This is a genomic window from Lactobacillus acetotolerans DSM 20749 = JCM 3825, from assembly GCF_001436775.1.
Classification (GTDB): domain Bacteria; phylum Bacillota; class Bacilli; order Lactobacillales; family Lactobacillaceae; genus Lactobacillus; species Lactobacillus acetotolerans.
This window is the reverse complement of the sequence record NZ_AYZC01000028.1, coordinates 1-19,400: the sequence shown is the minus strand read 5'-3', so window position 1 is coordinate 19,400 and position 19,400 is coordinate 1. Positions and strand designations below refer to the sequence as shown.

20 protein-coding genes and 1 other annotated feature are annotated in these 19,400 nt (G+C 37.2%); all 20 genes read left to right on the top strand.

Going from position 1 to position 19,400, the window contains the following annotated elements:
- The first annotated feature begins 135 nt into the window (after positions 1-135).
- The gene (gene murC / locus FC77_RS05345) at positions 136-1,452 is read left to right on the top strand and encodes a UDP-N-acetylmuramate--L-alanine ligase (protein ID WP_056970464.1); all 1,317 of its coding nucleotides are present in this window, start codon (positions 136-138) and stop codon (positions 1,450-1,452) included.
- Between the two features lie 148 nt (positions 1,453-1,600).
- Positions 1,601-4,264, top strand: a complete 2,664-nt coding sequence (gene polA, locus FC77_RS05340; RefSeq protein WP_056970462.1) for a DNA polymerase I — start codon at positions 1,601-1,603, stop codon at positions 4,262-4,264.
- A 12-nt stretch (positions 4,265-4,276) separates the two neighbouring features.
- Positions 4,277-5,107 (top strand): bifunctional DNA-formamidopyrimidine glycosylase/DNA-(apurinic or apyrimidinic site) lyase, encoded by an 831-nt coding sequence (mutM, locus tag FC77_RS05335; RefSeq protein WP_056970460.1) that lies wholly within the window; start codon positions 4,277-4,279, stop codon positions 5,105-5,107.
- A complete protein-coding gene (gene coaE, locus FC77_RS05330; RefSeq protein ID WP_056970459.1) occupies positions 5,104-5,706 on the top strand; it encodes a dephospho-CoA kinase in 603 nt (200 codons plus the stop codon). The genes mutM and coaE overlap by 4 nt, the downstream gene beginning before the upstream one ends.
- Before the next feature lie 2 nt (positions 5,707-5,708).
- Positions 5,709-6,176, top strand: a complete 468-nt coding sequence (gene nrdR, locus FC77_RS05325) for a transcriptional regulator NrdR (RefSeq protein WP_056970457.1) — start codon at positions 5,709-5,711, stop codon at positions 6,174-6,176.
- Positions 6,177-6,179: 3 nt separating this feature from the next.
- A complete protein-coding gene (locus FC77_RS08200; protein ID WP_056970455.1) occupies positions 6,180-7,535 on the top strand; it encodes a DnaD domain protein in 1,356 nt (451 codons plus the stop codon).
- Between the two features lie 9 nt (positions 7,536-7,544).
- Positions 7,545-8,441: a primosomal protein DnaI gene (gene dnaI / locus FC77_RS08195; RefSeq protein WP_056970453.1), complete on the top strand. Its 897-nt coding sequence runs from the start codon at positions 7,545-7,547 to the stop codon at positions 8,439-8,441.
- Positions 8,442-8,733: 292 nt separating this feature from the next.
- Complete coding sequence (gene thrS / locus FC77_RS05310; RefSeq protein WP_056970451.1) at positions 8,734-10,671, top strand: threonine--tRNA ligase; 1,938 nt, start codon at positions 8,734-8,736, stop codon at positions 10,669-10,671.
- A gap of 43 nt (positions 10,672-10,714) precedes the next feature.
- Positions 10,715-10,824: a sequence feature (ribosomal protein L20 leader region), on the top strand.
- A gap of 37 nt (positions 10,825-10,861) precedes the next feature.
- The gene (infC, locus tag FC77_RS05305) at positions 10,862-11,377 is read left to right on the top strand and encodes a translation initiation factor IF-3 (RefSeq protein ID WP_056970449.1); all 516 of its coding nucleotides are present in this window, start codon (positions 10,862-10,864) and stop codon (positions 11,375-11,377) included.
- Positions 11,378-11,397: 20 nt separating this feature from the next.
- Positions 11,398-11,598, top strand: coding sequence for a 50S ribosomal protein L35 (gene rpmI / locus FC77_RS05300; protein WP_054681952.1), 201 nt, complete (start codon positions 11,398-11,400; stop codon positions 11,596-11,598).
- Positions 11,599-11,644: 46 nt separating this feature from the next.
- Positions 11,645-12,001 (top strand): 50S ribosomal protein L20, encoded by a 357-nt coding sequence (gene rplT, locus FC77_RS05295; protein WP_054681954.1) that lies wholly within the window; start codon positions 11,645-11,647, stop codon positions 11,999-12,001.
- A 109-nt stretch (positions 12,002-12,110) separates the two neighbouring features.
- Positions 12,111-12,635 carry a YqeG family HAD IIIA-type phosphatase gene (locus FC77_RS05290; RefSeq protein ID WP_056970447.1) on the top strand — a complete coding sequence of 175 codons (525 nt, stop codon included), beginning with the start codon at positions 12,111-12,113 and terminating at the stop codon, positions 12,633-12,635.
- A complete protein-coding gene (yqeH, locus tag FC77_RS05285; RefSeq protein ID WP_056970445.1) occupies positions 12,628-13,737 on the top strand; it encodes a ribosome biogenesis GTPase YqeH in 1,110 nt (369 codons plus the stop codon). The genes FC77_RS05290 and yqeH overlap by 8 nt, the downstream gene beginning before the upstream one ends.
- A gap of 11 nt (positions 13,738-13,748) precedes the next feature.
- Entirely contained in the window at positions 13,749-14,390 is a 642-nt protein-coding gene (locus FC77_RS05280; RefSeq protein ID WP_054681956.1) for a nicotinate-nucleotide adenylyltransferase, read from the top strand.
- Entirely contained in the window at positions 14,383-14,982 is a 600-nt protein-coding gene (gene yqeK, locus FC77_RS05275) for a bis(5'-nucleosyl)-tetraphosphatase (symmetrical) YqeK (RefSeq protein WP_056970443.1), read from the top strand. Before FC77_RS05280 ends, yqeK begins: the two co-directional genes overlap by 8 nt.
- A gap of 10 nt (positions 14,983-14,992) precedes the next feature.
- A complete protein-coding gene (rsfS, locus tag FC77_RS05270; protein ID WP_054681960.1) occupies positions 14,993-15,340 on the top strand; it encodes a ribosome silencing factor in 348 nt (115 codons plus the stop codon).
- Between the two features lie 6 nt (positions 15,341-15,346).
- Positions 15,347-16,501, top strand: a complete 1,155-nt coding sequence (locus FC77_RS05265; protein WP_054681962.1) for a nucleotidyltransferase — start codon at positions 15,347-15,349, stop codon at positions 16,499-16,501.
- Positions 16,502-16,503: 2 nt separating this feature from the next.
- On the top strand, positions 16,504-17,106 hold the full coding sequence (locus tag FC77_RS05260) for a DUF177 domain-containing protein (protein ID WP_056970441.1): 603 nt from the start codon (positions 16,504-16,506) through the stop codon (positions 17,104-17,106).
- Complete coding sequence (locus FC77_RS05255; protein ID WP_054681963.1) at positions 17,078-17,800, top strand: response regulator transcription factor; 723 nt, start codon at positions 17,078-17,080, stop codon at positions 17,798-17,800. Before FC77_RS05260 ends, FC77_RS05255 begins: the two co-directional genes overlap by 29 nt.
- Positions 17,772-19,328, top strand: a complete 1,557-nt coding sequence (locus FC77_RS05250; protein ID WP_056970440.1) for a HAMP domain-containing sensor histidine kinase — start codon at positions 17,772-17,774, stop codon at positions 19,326-19,328. Before FC77_RS05255 ends, FC77_RS05250 begins: the two co-directional genes overlap by 29 nt.
- Positions 19,329-19,400: the final 72 nt, after the last annotated feature.

Below are 19,400 nucleotides of genomic sequence, written 5' to 3'. Positions count from 1 at the left end.
ATGATTCGGTTCATAAAGCTAAACTTTCGTCAATGTCTTAACTTAATGACATTGCCTTAGATGGGGCTCTTTTTTTGCTCAATAAATGGTAAAATTATAAACGATTAATAAAATAAAACTTTGGAGCAAATACAAATGTTAGATAAAAACAAACAAATTTGGTTTATAGGCATTAAAGGCACGGGAATGGCCTCACTTGCATTGGTTTTGCATGATCTTGGCTATAATGTTGCCGGTAGTGACATTGATAAATATACTTTCACGCAAGTTCCACTTGAAAAGGCCGGCATTAAGCTAGCTTCCTTTAATTCAAATAATATTAAATCATCGGGCCAGGTGATCGTTAAAGGAAATTCTTTTAAGGATAATAATCCAGAAGTTAAGGCCTGCGAGGATAAAAATGTTAAGTGGCAGAGTTATCCGGATACAGTCGAAGAAGTAATTGAAATGCATACCAGTGTTGGTGTTGCCGGTACACATGGTAAAACCTCAACGACTGGGCTCCTTGCCCATGTTTTGGGTGAAGCTGCACCTACTTCATATTTAATTGGTGATGGTGAAGGTAAGGGTGTTAAAAATTCTCGTTTCTTCGTTTATGAAGCTGATGAATATCGGCGGCACTTTTTAGCATATCATCCAGACTACCAAATTATGACTAACATTGACTTTGATCATCCAGATTACTTTAAGGATCAGGCTGATTATAATTCCGCCTTTCAATCTGCGGCTAACCAAACTAAGAAAGCCCTTTTTGTCTGGGGAGATGATCGTCGTCTTCAAGCCCTTAAATCAAACATTCCTAAGTATACTTATGGCTTTAAGGATAGTGATGATTTTCAAGCTGTTGATGTTAAACGAACAACTAAGGGTTCAACTTTTAAAGTTTTGGCACATGGCAATGATATCGGTGAATTTACCATCCACTTGTTTGGTGACCACAATATTATGAATACTTTAGCCGTAATTGGTGTTTCTTATACTGAAAAAGTTCCGATGGATGACATTAGAAAGGGACTTTTAACTTATAAGGGGGCCAAGAGAAGATTCTCAGAAAAAGATTTTGGTGATATTAATGTCATTGATGATTATGCTCACCATCCAACTGAAATGCGGGCTACCATTCAGGCTGCACGTCAGAAGTTTCCAGCTAAAAGGTTGGTTGTAGTTTTCCAGCCCCATACTTATTCAAGAACTAAGAAATATGCGACCGATTTTGAAGAGATCTTACGTGGTGTCGATAAAGCATATGTGACCCCAATTTATGCTTCCTCTCGTGAAACGGGCGGAGACATATCAAGTAAGGATTTAATTGCTAAAATTCCCGGATCAGAAATCATCGATTTGGATAATATCGCTGACTTGACTAAGAATAAAGATAGCGTGATTGTCTTTATGGGTGCCGGTGATATTCCTAAGTATGAAGTTGCTTTTGAGAAGTTACTTAAAAAATAAATTTTACTAGTAAAAGACCTAGTTGTATTAATACAACTAGATTTTTTTATATCGGATTATTCTTAAACAGTATAATGCTAGAAGAGACTAAAAGCTGGTAGAATATTAAGTGGATTAATTTGACATAGTTTTATTTAAAGGAGAACAAATGGCTGATAAGAAATTGCTTTTGATTGATGGTAACTCGGTTGCTTTTCGGGCTTTTTATGCACTTTATCGTCAACTCGAAAGCTTCAAAAACCCTGAAGGTTTGCATACTAATGCCATTTACGCTTTCAAAAATATGCTTGACGTCTTACTTAAAGATGTTAAACCAACGCACGTATTAGTGGCTTTTGATGCTGGCAAGGTAACTTTTAGAAATAAGATGTACGACGACTATAAGGGCGGTCGGCAAAAAACACCTGAGGAATTGTTAGAACAGCTCCCTTATATTCAAGAGATGCTGCATGATTTAGGTATTAAAACTTATGAACTTAAGAATTATGAGGCCGATGATATTATTGGAACCTTCGTTAACCTTGGTGAAAAAGCTGACTTTAAAGTTACGGTTGTGACTGGTGATCGGGACCTTACACAGTTAACTTCAAATAAGACCACGGTGATGGTAACTAAGCATGGTGTTTCTGACCTTGAAGCTTATACACCTGAACACATGAAAAAGATTAATGGTGTTACGCCGACAGAATTTATCGATATGAAAGCTCTAATGGGTGATAATTCTGATAATTATCCTGGTGTTACCAAAATTGGTCCTAAGACCGCTTCAAACTTGATTCAAAAATATGGTTCCATTGAGAATTTATACGATCATATTGATGATATGAAAAAGTCCAAGCGCAAGGAAAATTTAATCAAGGATAAAGACAAGGCATTTTTAGCAAAGAAACTTGCTACAATTGATCGAAATGCTCCGGTTACCATTGGTCTTAAGGATGTTAAGTGTAAGCCGGTTGATTATAAAAAACTGCGTCAATTTTATGAACAAATGAACTTCCGTAAATTTTTAGGTGAATTAAATGCTTCAGGCGAAGGTCAAGATGGGGCAGAAGTTGAAAAGGTAAAATACACTGAGCTTGATCAAAGTAACGCTAAGAAAATCAGTGTTAAAGAAAATGATACAGTTAGTTTTTACTTAGGGATGTTAGGAGACAACTATCATTTAGCTGATTTTGTTGGCTTTGCCCTTAAAATAAACGAACAGGTTTATGTCAGTCGGGACGTTTCGTTACTTCAAGAAAATAATTTAAAGCATCTGTTGGAAGACGCTGAGATTAATAAAAATGTTTTTGATTTGAAACGAACAACGGTTGGTCTAAATCGGATAGATGTTCACGCTCATGGTTTGAATTATGATATGCTGTTAGCTTCATATTTGATTAATAATGAGAATAATTCAAATGATGTTGGTGAAGTTTGCCATCTCTACGGTGATTATTCCGTAAAGACCGATCTCGAAGTTTATGGCAAAGGTAAAAGTGAGCATGTCCCTAGCGATGATAAAGTTTTGTATAACCACTTAGCTTCTAAAGTTGTAGCAATAGAAAAATTGAAGCCTTTACTCCTTAAGAAGCTTAAAGAACATGAACAGGATGACTTGTTTGAAAATATTGAAATTCCGACCGCTCGTGTCCTTTCGACCATGGAAATAAGTGGAATTAAGGTTGAAGCAAGTACTTTAATTCAATTACAAAATGAATTTGCCGTTAGATTAAAGGAATTAGAAGATAAGATATATCAACAGGCAGGAGAGAGGTTTAACCTTAATTCTCCAAAACAGTTAGGACATATTTTATTTGATAAGTTAGGATTGCCGCCATTAAAGAAGACCAAGACAGGTTATTCCACCTCAGTTGAAGTATTAAATCAACTTCGCAATCAAAGCCCAATTGTGGGTGAGATCCTAGACTATCGCCAGATTGCTAAAATTCAGTCAACTTATGTCAAAGGATTATTAGACGTGATTCAACCAGATGGTCGGGTTCATACCCGTTATCTGCAAACATTGACAGCTACTGGCCGTCTTTCATCGGTTGACCCTAACCTGCAGAATATCCCAACTAGAACTGATGAGGGTAAACAGATTAGAAAAGCGTTTGTACCTACAGAAAAAGATGGTTACATTCTTTCCTGTGATTACTCACAGATTGAACTTAGAGTACTGTCTCAAATTTCTGGGGATGAGCATATGCAAGAAGCCTTTAATACCGGTTATGATATTCACTCTCATACGGCAATGAAAATATTCCATCTGGATTCTCCCAAGGACGTAACCTCGCTTATGCGTCGCCGCGCTAAGACGGTCAACTTTGGGATCGTTTATGGTATTTCTGATTATGGTTTATCTAAGCGGTTAAATATTAGCCGTAAGCAAGCAAAGGAATTTATTGCTGAGTACTTTACACAATATCCGCAGGTTAAGGATTATATGGATAAGGCGGTACAAGTTGCTCGTGACAAGGGTTACGCAGAGACTATTATGCATAGGCGCCGTTATTTACCAGATATCCACTCTAAAAATCATAATGTGCGGGCATTTGCTGAAAGAACGGCAATTAATTCACCAATTCAAGGTTCAGCCGCAGATATAATTAAAATTGCAATGATCAACATGCAGAAGAAGTTGGATGAATTACACCTGAAGACTAAGATGGTAATTCAGGTACATGACGAACTTATTTTTGATGTACCAAAGGATGAACTTGAAACGGTCAAGAAGATAGTTCCAGAAGTTATGCAATCGGCGGTTAAGTTAGATGTTCCGCTAGTTGCTGACACAGGCTGGGGCCATAATTGGTATGATGCAAAATAGAGGTAATAATTAATGCCAGAAATGCCGGAAGTTGAAACTGTTCGTAGAACATTAATTCCACTTGTTAAGGGAAAGACAATTAAAAAGGTTACTTTATGGTTTCCAAAAATTGTTTCCACCGATCATGATAAATTTATTAATGAGTTGCCCGGTAAAAAGATTATTGATATTGATCGTTACGCGAAATTTTTGCTTATTCGTTTGACGGGGAACTTGACGATCGTTTCTCATTTGCGAATGGAAGGAAAATATCATTTAACGAGTGTAAATGCACCTAAAGATAAACATGATCATGTTCAGTTTGAATTTACTGATGGAACGGCACTGCGTTATAATGACGTGCGTAAATTTGGACGGATGCAGTTAGTTCTAACTGGTACCGAAAGAATGACGACAGGAATTGGTAAGTTGGGTTATGAACCTAATTCTGCTGAATTTACGGATGATTATTTTATTGATAGTCTAAAACGCAAAAAAAAGAATATTAAGAGTACTCTGCTGGATCAAACAATTGTGGCAGGTCTTGGTAATATTTATGTTGATGAGGTTCTGTGGAGAACCAAAATTCATCCGTTAAGTGCTGCTAGCAAGATTTCTCGTAAAAAAGTGATCGAATTACGCAAGAATATTAATGATATTATTTCATTGGCAATTAAGATGCACGGAACGACCGTTCATACCTATTTGGATGCAAATGGGCATAGCGGTGGCTTTCAAAAAGAGCTTAAAGTGTATGGTCATGCCGGTGAACCGTGTGTGGTATGTGGCACCACCCTTAAAAAGATAAAAGTTGCTGGTCGGGGGACGACTTTTTGTCCTCACTGTCAGGTAATTTATAAATGACTTTCGTTTTAGGCTTAACCGGCGGGATTGCCACTGGGAAAAGTGCTGCTGATGCTTTTTTTAAAAGTAAAGAAATTCCGGTTATTGATAGTGACGTAATTGCTCATAATATTCTGAATGTTGGTCAACCTGGTTGGAAGAAAGTAAAGGAACATTTTGGCTCTGCATACTTGAATCCCGATCAGACTGTTAACCGCAGGAAATTGGGTCAACTGGTTTTTGCTCATCCTGAACAATTAAAAATTTTGAACAACATTACCCATCCGCTTGTTTATCAAGAAATTCAAAAGGGAATTTCTTATAACCGTGAACACAGAATACCTGTTGTGGTTGTTGATGTACCGCTACTTTTTGAATCTAGTCCTAAAAAATATTATGACAGCATATTAGTTATTGCTTTACCTGAAAAGTTGCAGGTTGAACGCTTAATGAAGCGGAATAATTTGACTAAAAGGCAGGCACTAGCTAGAATTCATAGTCAAATGCCTTTGTCTGAAAAAGTAGCCAAGGCAGACTATGTTGTTGCTAATACTGGTACAATAGAGGAATTAAGAGATAAATTAGAGCTTTTGCTAAAGAAGATCGAAAGGGAGACTTAGTTATGGAGTGTCCGAATTGTCATAAAAATGCTTCGCGGGTAATTGATTCTCGTCCAAGTGATGAAAATCGTGCAATTAGACGTAGGCGTGAGTGTGAAAATTGTGGTTTTCGTTTTACTACCTTTGAACGGGTAGAAACTACACCGTTGCTTGTAATTAAGAATGATGGTACTCGTGAACCGTTTAGCCGCAAAAAAATTCTGCATGGCGTAATGGCTGCAGGACAAAAGCGACCGATTACTAGTGAACAGTTTGAACAGCTGGTCGACCACGTTGAAAATAAGGTTAGAAAATTAGGCGTTAGTGAAATTTCATCTAAGAAAATTGGTCAATTTGTTATGGATGAATTGGCTAAGATTGATGATGTTGCTTATATTCGTTTTGCATCTATTTACCGTGAATTTAAGGATATGTCCAGTTTTATGAAGACTATGGAAGATATGATGGCAAAACGCGAGAAAGGAAATTAATCGATGTTTGAGACTTCTGATCCCAAGCAGCCTTTTTTCGTTACTAATAAGGTCGTTCTTTTCCCCAATGATATTAGAATCTTGATTAAACTGTATCAACCGTTAGTTGGAGCTACAGCTATAGCACTTTATCTTACTTTAGTAGAAGATTTTAACGCTGATGCAATTTTATCTGATGCAAAGGGAATTTATAGTTTACAAGAACAACTTGATTGCAGTTTGAAGGACCTGTTTAAGGCTTTGCATAAACTGGAAGCTGTTGGGTTGATAAAGACCGTTTTAATTAAAAACGAGATTATGGGTCAAGTGATTACTTTTCGTTTATTACGTGTTCCCACCTCGTCAGAATTTTTTTCAACCCCGCTTTTAGCAAGTCTATTAAAAGAAAAAGTTGGTGTAACTACTTTTCATAACTTGAGTCACACCTTTGCTAGAGAAAATAAGAAAAAAGAAAATCAAGTTAACGGAAATAAAAGTGGACGGGACGTTTCTGCCTCATTTATTGATGTCTTTCGTTTACCAGGTCAAGAAGCAATCAGTCCGTCATTAGATGTTCAAGAAGCTGCTAACGAGAATCAAACACATAGTGTAGCCAAAGCCAGTGTGAATGAACACGATTCAATTGATTGGAATTTTATGAAACAGCAATTTGCGATTTACCAAATTCCAGCTGATGAAATTGATAAAAAAAGAGAACAGATCCGTGGTGTCATGCAAACTTATGGCTTATCTGAGCAAGAATTTGTAGACGAGGCTTTACCATGCCTGCACGGCAGTTATGAATTAGATATGCGGTTAATTGAGCATACAATTGCCGAAAATTATCGCTTAGACGGAACACGAAAACGGGTTAAACAAGAGATTCATAATGATAAAGAAAAGAAAACTCCAGCTAATATCGAGGACTTAAATTCAAAACAGCAAGAAATTTATCAGGCTGCTATGAGTAAATCACCGTCAGAATTTCTGTATAAGTTAAAGAAGGAAAAAGGCGGTTTTGTTTACGCAAGTGAGAACCAGATTCTTAATAATTTGCATAATCAATATGGCTTGCCGTCCGATTTAATCAACGTATTGGTTTATACCTGTTTAAGCTTTAAGCCAGGTTTATCTTCTTCACTTGCTTATAGTATTGCTAATGATTGGTTGCAACATGGGGTGGCTACGGCTTCTCAAGCGTTGCAATATGTTGCCAAACGCCGTGGGAATATCGGTGGTCATAAACGTTATTATACTAATAAACGGGTTGAAAAAGGGACTGATTGGAGCAAGAAAAAGTCTAAAGTTGATAAAAATGTTTCTTCTGCACAATTAAAAAACTTTTTCAAAAATCTTGAAGATAAAAATGGTATGAAGTAGGTGATAAAGATGGTGCCAATCGCAGACGTAATTAATAAAATTGTTAAAAGACGTAATCTTGGCGATCCTGAAAAGATTCAAAAGCAAGTGCTGACTGATCCGAGTATTCAAAAATTTATTAAGGATCATCGTCAAAGAGTTAATGATGCAATGCTTAAAAATAGTTTGCCAAACTTATTTGAGTATTATACGCAAAAACACAGTGAAAATAAGGTAATGGCTGGTTACCGCCCAGAATTATTTCTAAACGGTAAAGTAATCGATGTTCGTTATGTACCAACGACTGCTAAAATTGCCAGCGACCATGAAAAAAATACTGAGCGGCACCTGCAATTAATTGACTTGCCGCAGAAGTTACATGACGTTCGATTGAGTCAGGTGGATATTACTAAGGGCCGATCTGAAGTCTTGGGCTTGATCAGTCAATTTTTGCATAAATATAATAAGAATGTTCACCAAAAAGGGCTTTATTTATCAGGCGATTTTGGTGTTGGTAAGACGTATATATTAGCTGGTCTTGCTAACCAAGTAGCAGCAATGGGCAAAAATGTTGTATTTTTGCATGTTCCAACTTTTATTGCCGGCTTATCCAGCCACTTTGAGGATAATAGCCTGCAAAGTGAAATTCGCAGGGTAGCAGATTGTGATTTCCTAATTTTAGACGATATTGGTGCCGAAACTTTGAGCCAATGGTCAAGGGATGATGTTTTAGGAGTAATTTTACAATCCAGAATGGATAATGTATTACCAACCTTTTTCTCTTCTAATTTAGACATGAAAGCTTTACAAGATCATTTTAAAGAAACTAAAAATGCGATTGATCCTGTTAAGGCTGCACGCTTAATGGAACGAATTCGTTTCCTAGCTAAAGAAGTTATTGTATCAGGTCCGAATAGAAGACATTAATTTAATAAAACTCTTGCATTCAAAATATGTTTGGGTATAATGAGTGTCAATGAACGAACATGATATATCTCGTTTCAGAGAGAGGGACGTTGTTCTGGAAGGCCTTCATTTAGAGATATACCCCACTCGTCATTTCCTAAAATATTTTTATCTGGTTAGATACCGTTATCGATCTGTTACGAGATGGATTAGTTTATAGGCTAATCTAAATTTTGGGTGGAACCACGTTAATTAACGTCCCAGTGCAATTGTGCACTGGGACTTTTTATTTACTATTTTTTTGGAGGTAAATATGAGTTTTTCAATCACTTTACCAGATGGTTCAAAGAGAGACTTTGATAAAGCTTTAACTGTCGGTGATTTAGCACATAATATTGCTACTTCACTTGGCAAAGCAGCTGTTGCTGCTAAAGTTGATGGTCAATTAGAACCAGTTGATTACCAACTTAATAAAAATGCCAAGGTAGCTATTATTACTAATAAAGATGATGAAGCACTAAATGTTTTACGGGCTACTGCCGCATTTCTATTTGAGGCCGTTGCTAAAAAAGCTTATCCAGAGCTTCATTTTGGTGAACATGCTGCCGATAAGGATGGCTTTTACGTTGATACTGATAAGACTAATCAAATTAAGATTAGTGAATTGCCACAGCTTGAAAAGGCAATGAAGAAATCAATAAAAAATGGTGAAAAGATTGAACACGTTCAAGTTGCTAAATCTGATCTTGAAGCTGAATTTAAGGATGACCCATATAAGGGCGCGTTGTTAAAGAATGAAAAAGGCGACACCGTTGATGCCTATAAGTTGGGTGATTTTACTGATTTTGGCTTCGATGCATTGCTGCCAAATACTGGTAAAATTAAGTACTTTAAGCTTTTAACAGTTGCTGGTGCCTATTGGATGGGCAAGTCATCTAACCCGATGCTTCAAAGAATTTCTGGTACAGCTTTCTTTAAGGAAAGTGCTTTGAAAGCCGATTTAAAGCGTCGTGATGAAATTAAGGAACGCGATCACAGAACAATTGGCCGTGATCTTGACCTCTTCTTTGTTGATCCTAAAGTCGGTGCCGGTCTTCCATACTGGATGCCAAAGGGTGCAACTATTCGTCGAGTTATTGAAAGATATATCATTGACAAAGAAGTTGCTGATGGTTATCAACATGTTTATACCCCAGTATTAATGAACCTTAATGCTTATAAGACTTCAGGTCACTGGGCACACTACCGTGATGATATGTTCCCACCAATGGATATGGGTGACGGCGAGATGCTTGAGCTTCGTCCAATGAATTGTCCATCACATATTGAAATTTATAAACACCATATTCGTTCATACCGTGAATTACCAATTCGGATTGCTGAGCTTGGTATGATGCACAGATATGAAAAATCTGGAGCTTTGTCAGGTTTGCAACGTGTTCGTGAAATGACCTTAAATGATGGTCATACATTTGTTGCACTTGACCAAGTACAAGACGAATTTGCTAAGATTTTGAAGTTAATCATGGATGTTTATAAAGACTTTGACATTACCGACTATCATTTCAGACTTTCATACCGTGATCCTAAGAATACCCAAAAGTACTTTTCTAACGATGAGATGTGGGAAAAGAGTCAAAAAATGTTAAAGGGTGCTATGGACGACCTTGGCCTTGATTACGTCGAAGCTGAAGGTGAAGCTGCATTCTATGGTCCAAAGCTTGATATTCAAACTAAGACCGCTTTAGGTAATGATGAAACCATGTCTACTATTCAGCTGGACTTCATGCTTCCTGAAAGATTTAATTTGACTTATGTTGGCAAAGATGGTGAAGAGCACCGTCCAGTTATGATTCACCGTGGCATCGTTGGTACTATGGAAAGATTCGTTGCATATCTTACTGAAATTTATAAGGGTGCATTCCCAACCTGGCTTGCACCAATTCAGGTTGAAGTTATCCCAGTTAACTTGGATGCTCATAGTGACTATGCAAAGAAGGTTCGTGATGAACTTAATAAGCGTGGGTTTAGAGCTGAAGCTGATTTAAGAAATGAAAAGCTTGGTTACAAGATTCGTGAATCACAAACCCAAAAGATTCCTTACACTTTGGTACTTGGGGATAAAGAAATGAAGGCAAATAGTGTCAACGTTCGTCCTTATGGTACTGATGATGAAATAGCTAAGAGTCTTGACGATTTCATTAAAGAAATTGATAAAGATGTTAATTCATATTCACGAAAAAATAAATAATCGTTTGACGGATTTATTTTAAGAGAGTATAATCTCTTTAGTTGAGAACAAGAAGAAGCTCCCGCTTCTCGCCTAAGTTAAATTGACCTCTGGGCTGATCGATATTTTCTGTTGATTGAAGGCGGGCAGTGTTGCCCGTCTTTTTCTTGTCCTCAAATTAACACGGAGGTGAAGAGTCATACCAAGAAATTTGATTTTAAACGATAGAATTCGTGCGCGCGAAGTTCGTTTAATTAATGAAAAAGGTCAGCAAGTTGGTGTTATGACTAAGAATGAAGCTTTGCGTCATGCTGATGATGCAGGATTAGACTTAGTTTTAATATCACCAAATGCTAAACCACCAGTTGCCCGAATTATGGATTACGGTAAATACCGCTTCCAACAACAAAAGAAGATGAAGGAATCCCGTAAGAAATCCAAGGCAGTTAGCGTTAAGGAAATTCGTTTAAGCCCCACCATTGAGGGTAACGACTTTGATACTAAATTGAAGCATGCACGTAAGTTCCTTACAAAAGAAAGAGCTAAAGTTCGTGTCTCAATTCGATTTAGAGGACGTGCAATTACTCATAAGGATTTAGGACGTGATGTCCTCGAAAAGATGGCGGACGCCACTTCAGATATTGCTAGTGTTATTAGCAGACCGAAGATGGAAGGCCGTTCAATGTTTTTGATGCTTGCTCCTAAGAGTGAGAAAAACAAGAAATAGTTAATTGGAGGAAATAGAAAATGCCTAAAATGAAAACACACCGCGCTTCTGCAAAGCGTTTTAAGAGAACTGGTAACGGTGGTTTAAAGCGTCATCACGCATTTACTGGTCACCGCTTTCACGGTAAGACTAAGAAGCAACGTCGTCATTTGAGAAAGGCTGCCATGGTTTCACGCAGCGACTTGAAACGCATCAAACAGATGGTTTCTCAAATGCGTTAATTATCAATAACGAAGATAGAACAACGATATTTAGGAGGAATTTCAGATGCCAAGAGTTAAAGGTGGAACAGTAACACGTAAACGCCGTAAGAAGATTATGAAGCTTGCCAAGGGTTACCGTGGCGCTAAACATTTACAATTTAAAGCTGCAAGTACACAATTATTTGTGTCATCCAAGTATGCTTTCCTTGACCGTAAGAGACGTAAGAGTAACTTTAGAAGGTTATGGATTGCTCGTATCAATGCTGCAGCAAGACAAAATGATATTTCATATTCTAAGTTAATGCACGGCTTGAAATTAGCTGGTGTTGACATTAACCGTAAGATGTTAGCTGACATTGCTTATAATGATTCAAAAACTTTTGCTCAATTAGCAGATACTGCTAAGAAAGCTTTAAAGTAATTTACTAAAGATGGCGCTTCTGGCGCTATTTTTTTTGTCAAAATTTATCATAATTCTTTATTTTTTGATATATTAGAATAGGTAAAATGATGAGCGAAGGGGGAAGTAAATGTTATTTCGACCACGGTATACAATCGATACGATTTACCATTTAGATACAAAGCAGCTGCACGAGATGGGGATAAAAGCCGTATTTTCAGATTTGGATAATACCCTGCTTGCATGGAATAAATTTGAGACCGCAAAAAAGATGGATGAACTAAATAAACGTCTGAATAAAGCGAATATCAAATTAGTGGTTATATCGAATAATAATAGTAGGCGTGTGGGCAAAGTCTTGGATCCCTATCATATTGCCTTTGTGGCTAAATCTAAGAAACCCCTTCCTTTCGCGATTACTAAAAAAAGAAAAGAAATGGGCTTGAATAAGGATCAGGTCATGATGGTGGGAGACCAACTAATTACAGACATACAAGCCGGTAATTTAGCCGGTGTTGAAACTGTTTTGGTAGAACCATTAATTAAAACAGACAAATGGAACACTAGAATTAACCGCTTTTTAGAAAAAATCATTTTTTTCTTTTTAGCACTTTCACACCGGGTAACTTTTAAGGAGAAATTAAAAAATGGATGAAGACATTATTTGTATAGGTTGTGGAGCAACCCTTCAATCAAATGATCCAAAAAAAGCGGGATATTTACCAGCTAGTGCCTTAAAAAAGGCAGAAAAAGATGAGAGCAATGACGTGTATTGCCAACGCTGTTTCCGTTTGCGGCACTATAATGAAATTATGCCGGTTAAAATTAATAACGATGAATTTTTGGCCTTACTTAATTCTTTAGCTAGTAAAAAAGCTTTAATTGTTAACGTAGTCGATCTATTTGATTTCACCAATTCACTTCTCTCGTCGCTGAAACGTTTTATTGGTGATAATGAATTTATTTTAGTGGGTAACAAGTTTGACTTGTTTCCTAAGGATTCTCGTCAGAGTAAAATAAAGGATTGGATGCGTCAGGAAGCTAATCGGGTTGGTTTATTTCCTAAGAAAATTTTCTTAGTCAGTGCTGTTAAAAAACGCAACCTTGATGATTTAATTTCTTACTTAGATGGAAAATCACGTAATCAGGATGTCTATTTTGTTGGTACCACTAACGTGGGAAAGTCAACCTTGATTAATGCTATTATTGACCAAATGGGCGACGTACAAAATTTGATTACTACTTCCCGTTTTCCAGGTACTACTTTGGATAGGATCGAAATCCCGCTTGAAAATGGTCACTCTCTCATTGATACCCCTGGAATTATGACTGATAACCAATTAGCTACCAAGATTAGTCCAAAAGATCTTGAAATTATTTCGCCACAAAAGCCCCTTAAACCAGTTACTTTTCAAATTAAGCTTGGTAATACAATTTTTTTAGGTGGACTTGGGCGAATAGATTATTTGCAAGGTAGAGAAACAAGTTTTACTGTCTACGTAGCACGTGGAGTCTATGTTCACAGGACCAAGACAGAAAATGCGGATGAATTTTACCAAAAGCATGTTGGCGAATTATTAACCCCACCAACCAAAGGTGAAAAGGTTGAACCACTGAAAGGTCAGGAATTTCATACTGACTATAAGAGTGATCTTTTATTTGGAGGGATTGGCTTTGTAACAGTACCCGAAGATTGCTTAGTTAAGACTTATACGCCTAATAAAATTGGTTTGGGTATTCGCCGTGCTTTGATTTAGAGGACTTAATCATGAATAATTATGCTAAATGTATTGAAAAGAAACCAACCGTTAAAGTTGAGAAGCAAGAGCTAAAGCATAAAAAGGGCCGTCAAATTGGAATAATGGGTGGCACCTTTAATCCGGTTCATATTGCGCATTTGATTGCTGCGGAACAGGTACTGACTAAATTGCGGTTAGATGAGGTATGGTTTATTCCAGATAATATTCCTCCACATAAAAATGCACCGCTTGTTTCTGCAAAAGATCGAGCAACGATGTTAGAATTGGCGACTAATGACAATCCGCGTTTTAGGGTCAAATTACTTGAAATATTTCGTGGCGGTGTTTCATATACAGTTGATACCTTAAAGTATTTAAAAGAAAAGGCACCGCAGAATAATTATTATTTAATTATGGGCAGCGATCAAGTAGACAGTTTTCACACTTGGAAACAGCCAGATCAGATTGCCAGAATGGCAACTTTAGTCGGAATTCGCCGTCCTGGTTATCCGCAAAATCCCCAATACCCAATGATTTGGGTTGATGCACCTAATATTCAATTGAGTTCAACGGATATCAGGCGAGCTATTGCAACAGGCACATCGATTCGATATTTGGTACCTGATTCAGTGATAGATTATATTCAGAAGAAAGGGCTTTATCGTGGCTAAATTATTTTTTAAGGAAACTTATTCTCCATTATCAAGTGACGAAATAATTGCAAAAGAAAAAGCTAACATGGATAATAAGCGTTTTAAACATTGTGTTCGGGTAAGTGAAACATCCAGAAAATTAGCAAAATTAAATAATTATGATGAGGATAAGGCCGCGCTTGCAGGCTTTGTTCATGATTATGCCAAGCAGGTGCCCAAAGAAGAGTACCGCAAGGTAATTAAAACACAGGGATTTGACCAAGATTTGCTTAATTGGAACAGGTCGATCTGGCACGGGATTGTTGGTACTTACTTTATTAAACGTGATTTAAAGATTACTGATAAAGAAATTTTAACGGCTGTGGATCGTCATACTACTGGAGACGTAAAGATGACCACCCTAGATAAAATTGTCTTTATGGCCGATTTTATTGAACCTGGGCGTGATTTCCCTGGTGTTGACGAAGCCAGAAAGATTACTTTTGCAAATTTGGATGACGGTGTTGGCTTTCAATTAGCACATACTCTTAGTTATTTGATAAAAGACCGAAATAAGATTTATCCGCGCACTTTTAAAGCTTACAATGTGTGGAGTACCAAGAAAAAATAAGGAGTTAAATTTGACTAGTAAACAGATTTTAGATTTTGTAATAAAAGCAATTAGTGACATTCATGGTGAAGATACTGAGGCTTATGATATGCGTGGAATCAGTATTTTAGCTGATTACTATGTTATTACCAGTGCAGGGTCTAACAGACAATTGCACGCAATTGCTAATGCGATTGTTGAGGAAGCACATAAAAATAATTACACCGATTACCACATTGAGGGTAGCAGGGACTCTAACTGGCTGCTGCTTGACCTGAGTGACGTCATCGTTAACGTGTTTACTAAAGACGCACGTAACTTCTATAACCTTGAGAAGTTATGGGCAAATGGTAAGCAAGTAGAATTAAAGAAAGACTAATAAAGCATGAGTGTAGTTGGGATTATTGCAGAATACAATCCCTTTCATAGCGGCCATGAATTTTTGATAAACCAAGCACGGCTGATTGCTGGCAGTAAAAATCCCATTGTGGTTTTGATGTCAGGCAATTACGTTCAGCGTGGTGAAATGGCAATTATGGACAAGTGGGCACGTGCCAAAGCGGCTCTGGCTTCTGGAGCTGACCTGGTATTTGAGATGCCTTTTTCAACTTCCGTCGAGCCAGCAGATTTATTTTCTTTAGGTAATATTGAACAACTCACCAAGTTAGGTGTGACCGATTTAGTTTTTGGCGTTGAGGATGCAAATCTTAATTTTACTTATTTAGGTAGTAAAATTGCTGAAATACCACCAAAGCGGATGGATTTTCATGATTATAGTCAAACTTATTCAACGCAGTATAACCAAATGGTGGCTCGAGAAGTTGGTTATGAGGTTAATCAACCCAACGCAATTTTAGGCTTAGCTTATGCGGTGGCTAATTATAATTTAGGTTCACCTTTAAACTTGCATCCCGTGAATCGTATCGGCGCGGGTCATGATGACTTATTGCAAAGGGATGGAATTGTTCAGAGTGCAAGTGCAATTCGTAATATTATTTTACATAAAGAAGATAGTAAGCAGTTGAAGCAATGGATGCCTAAGGGTGAGATTCATGCATTAGAAAAACAAACGGTTTATCCAAATTGGAATCTGTTGTTTCCATTTTTAAAATATCGTTTGGAATCTGCTTCACTACATGAGCTGCAGCAAATTTATCAGATGAGTGAAGGCCTTGAATATAAAATGAAGCATGAGATTCATTTGGCTCACACATTTACTGAATTTTTACGGCACGTTAAGTCTAAACGCTACACGTATTCACGCTTACGTAGGCTCAGTCTGTACACTTTGCTAAACGTGACCCAAGCAGATATGCTTGATAGTTTTAACCATGAGTCTTTATTATTGTTAGGTTTTAGCAAAATGGGTCGGCAATACTTAAAGACAATTCGAAAAGATGCACAAGACCAAATAATTTCGAAGGTTGATAAGAAGAATACCAAGAGTGGGTCAATGCATTTACAAGTTCGGGTAGACCGGCTTTTTGAGCAATTAATGCACGTCGATCAAAACTTTGGTCAACGACCGCTGGAGGTTTAATAATGCTTTCAATAAATTTTTCAAAGATTAAGAATAGTTCTGAACCCGTAACACATATTGAAACTGACGTGGAAATGCGGCCCGAGTTTTTTAAACGCAGTAAAAATTTGCTAAGCAAAGCTGACAAAGTCCATGTTTCAGGTGACATGTTTTACAATTTACCCTTTGTAATAGGGAATTTCCACGTTACGGCAGATTTAGTTGTTCCTTCAAGTAGAAGTTTGGCTCCCGTTGATTATCATGAGGATTTTCATTTTAGTGAAAATTATTCTGAAAATAATGTGACCAAAGAAGAGCTAGAAAATAATGATCCGATTGTGAAAATCAAGGATGACGTGATTGATTTACAGACTGCCATTGAAGATAACATTTTGCTAAATATCCCAACTACTATTTTGACTCCTGAAGAAAAAGAAAAAGATATTTACCCAGAAGGAAATGGTTGGGAAGTAATCTCTGAATCATCCTATAATAAGAGTAAGAAGAATCAGGGTAATCCTGCTTTTGCTAAGTTGAAAGTCTTACTTGATAAGGATAAAGGTAAGGGTTCAGATAAAAATAAGGGACAAGATAAAAATGGCAAAGATTCTGATTATCGAAGATGAGAAAAATTTAGCACGGTTTGTTGAATTGGAACTTAAGCATGAAAATTATCAAACGGTTGTAGAAAACAATGGCCGTAAAGGTCTTGACCAGGCCTTAAATCATGACTTTGATGCAATTTTATTGGATTTAATGTTACCAGGATTAAATGGTTTGGAAATTGCTCGCCGCGTCCGGCAAGTTAAAACCACGCCAATTATTATGATGACTGCACGTGATTCAGTGATTGACCGTGTTTCAGGTCTTGATCATGGTGCGGATGACTATATTGTTAAACCATTCGCGATTGAGGAATTGTTGGCACGGTTACGTGCTGTTCTTCGTCGGGTTAAGATTGAAAAAGAATCCTCGCAAGAAAATCTTGGGAAGCAAAAAGTTATTAAATTCAAAGATTTAACAATTGAGACTACGAACAGGATCGTTCACCGTGGCGATGGTAAGGCTGTTGATTTAACTAAGCGTGAGTATAATTTACTCATGACCTTAATTAAAAACAAGAACAACGTTGTTAGCCGTAGTCAGTTGTTAAATAAAATTTGGGGCCCTGATTCAAATATTGAGACTAACGTTGTGGAAGTCTATGTTCGTTATTTACGGAACAAAATTGATGTTCCAGGGCAACCATCTTATATCAAAACCGTCCGGGGTACCGGATATATGGTAAGAGATGAAGACGATGAAAAAGAAGCAAAATAAAAAGGGGACCAGGCATTCTTCGCTAATTATGCGTTGGGTCAGTATCGTTACTTTAACGATCACGGTCTCTTTTATTCTGTTTTCAGCTGTAATATATTCGGTTGTGAGTCAGCAATCCTTGGTGCAACAAAAAGGTATCTCTAGAAACGTGGTAACATCGTTGGATCAGCGATTGCAGCCAATTTCAAGTGAATTGCAAATTTCCAACGTAATTCCGGCACTTTCACCATCGACAAGGCGGGTATTGCAAGGCAACCCAGCAATTAGTCAAAAGAATTATTCTAATAATGCGTTTAACGATGATTTGATTTCCTCAATTTCCAATCCAGATATTAATGTTGCCGTTTATAACAAGCATAACGAAGTTGTGTTTGCTAACGGTGATTCTTCTCCTAATTTTCATGAGTTTCATGATAATTATAAAATTGAAAAGGTACACCAAAATGGTCGTGCGGTACTGATGACATACCAAAAGGTACGATCAAATCGTAACGGTAAGATAACTGGATATATTATTGTTGCGAACCAGATGTCTTATTACAATAGCTTAATGAAAAATTTGCTTAAGTGGATGATTGGCATCTCAATTGTCGCAATTATTGTCTTTATTGGGATTGCATTTATTATTGTACGTAACATTGTTAATCCGATTAAAGAAATGTCCAAAGTTGCTCATAAGGTTAATGAGAATCCAACTAGCGATGTTAGAATTAGGGATTTTCATCGCAATGATGAAGTAGAAGAATTGGCCACGTCTTTTAATAAGATGCTGGATCGAATGCAAGGTTATATTGACCAGCAAAAAGAATTTGTTGGGGATGTATCGCATGAATTAAGGACTCCTGTCGCCGTAATTGAAGGGCATTTAAATATGCTTGAGCGCTGGGGCAAAGATGATCCTGAAATTTTAAACGAGTCACTTAAAGCTTCGCTGCAAGAGGCCAAGCGGATGCAGCATTTAATCCAAGAAATGCTTGATCTAACCCGTGCAGAACAGATTGATGTCCAGTATCCAAACGCGGTAACTCGGGTATCTGAGGTACTTGGTCGGGTCGTTAATAATATGGCAATGGTCCATAAAGATTTTAGTATCCAACTGGATATTGATGATTTACCGGCAGATACTGAGATTCAAATTTATCAGGGGCACTTAGAGCAGATACTTGTAATTTTGATTGATAACGGGATTAAGTATTCAACTGATCGTAAACAAATTAATGTTTCCGCTGATTTGTTTGATAATGAAGTACATATTATTGTGCAAGATTTTGGTGAGGGTATCTCTAAAGAAAACCAGAGTAAGATCTTTAATCGTTTTTACCGTGTAGATAAGGCTAGAACTCGTGAGCGTGGTGGCAATGGCTTAGGCTTATCCATTGCTCAGAAATTGGTAACTAGCTATCACGGCACCATTAGTGTTGATTCTGTGGAAGGCCAAGGAAGTCAATTCAAAATAACTTTTCCAGCTTTATCTAAGAGAGAGGCTAAAAAGTTAAAGAAAAGATCAAGCAAGATAGAAAAAATGTAAACAAATAGACTTAGATTGGGTCTATGATATTCCCTGTTGATAGTTTATATATGATAAGCTGTTAGCAGGGTT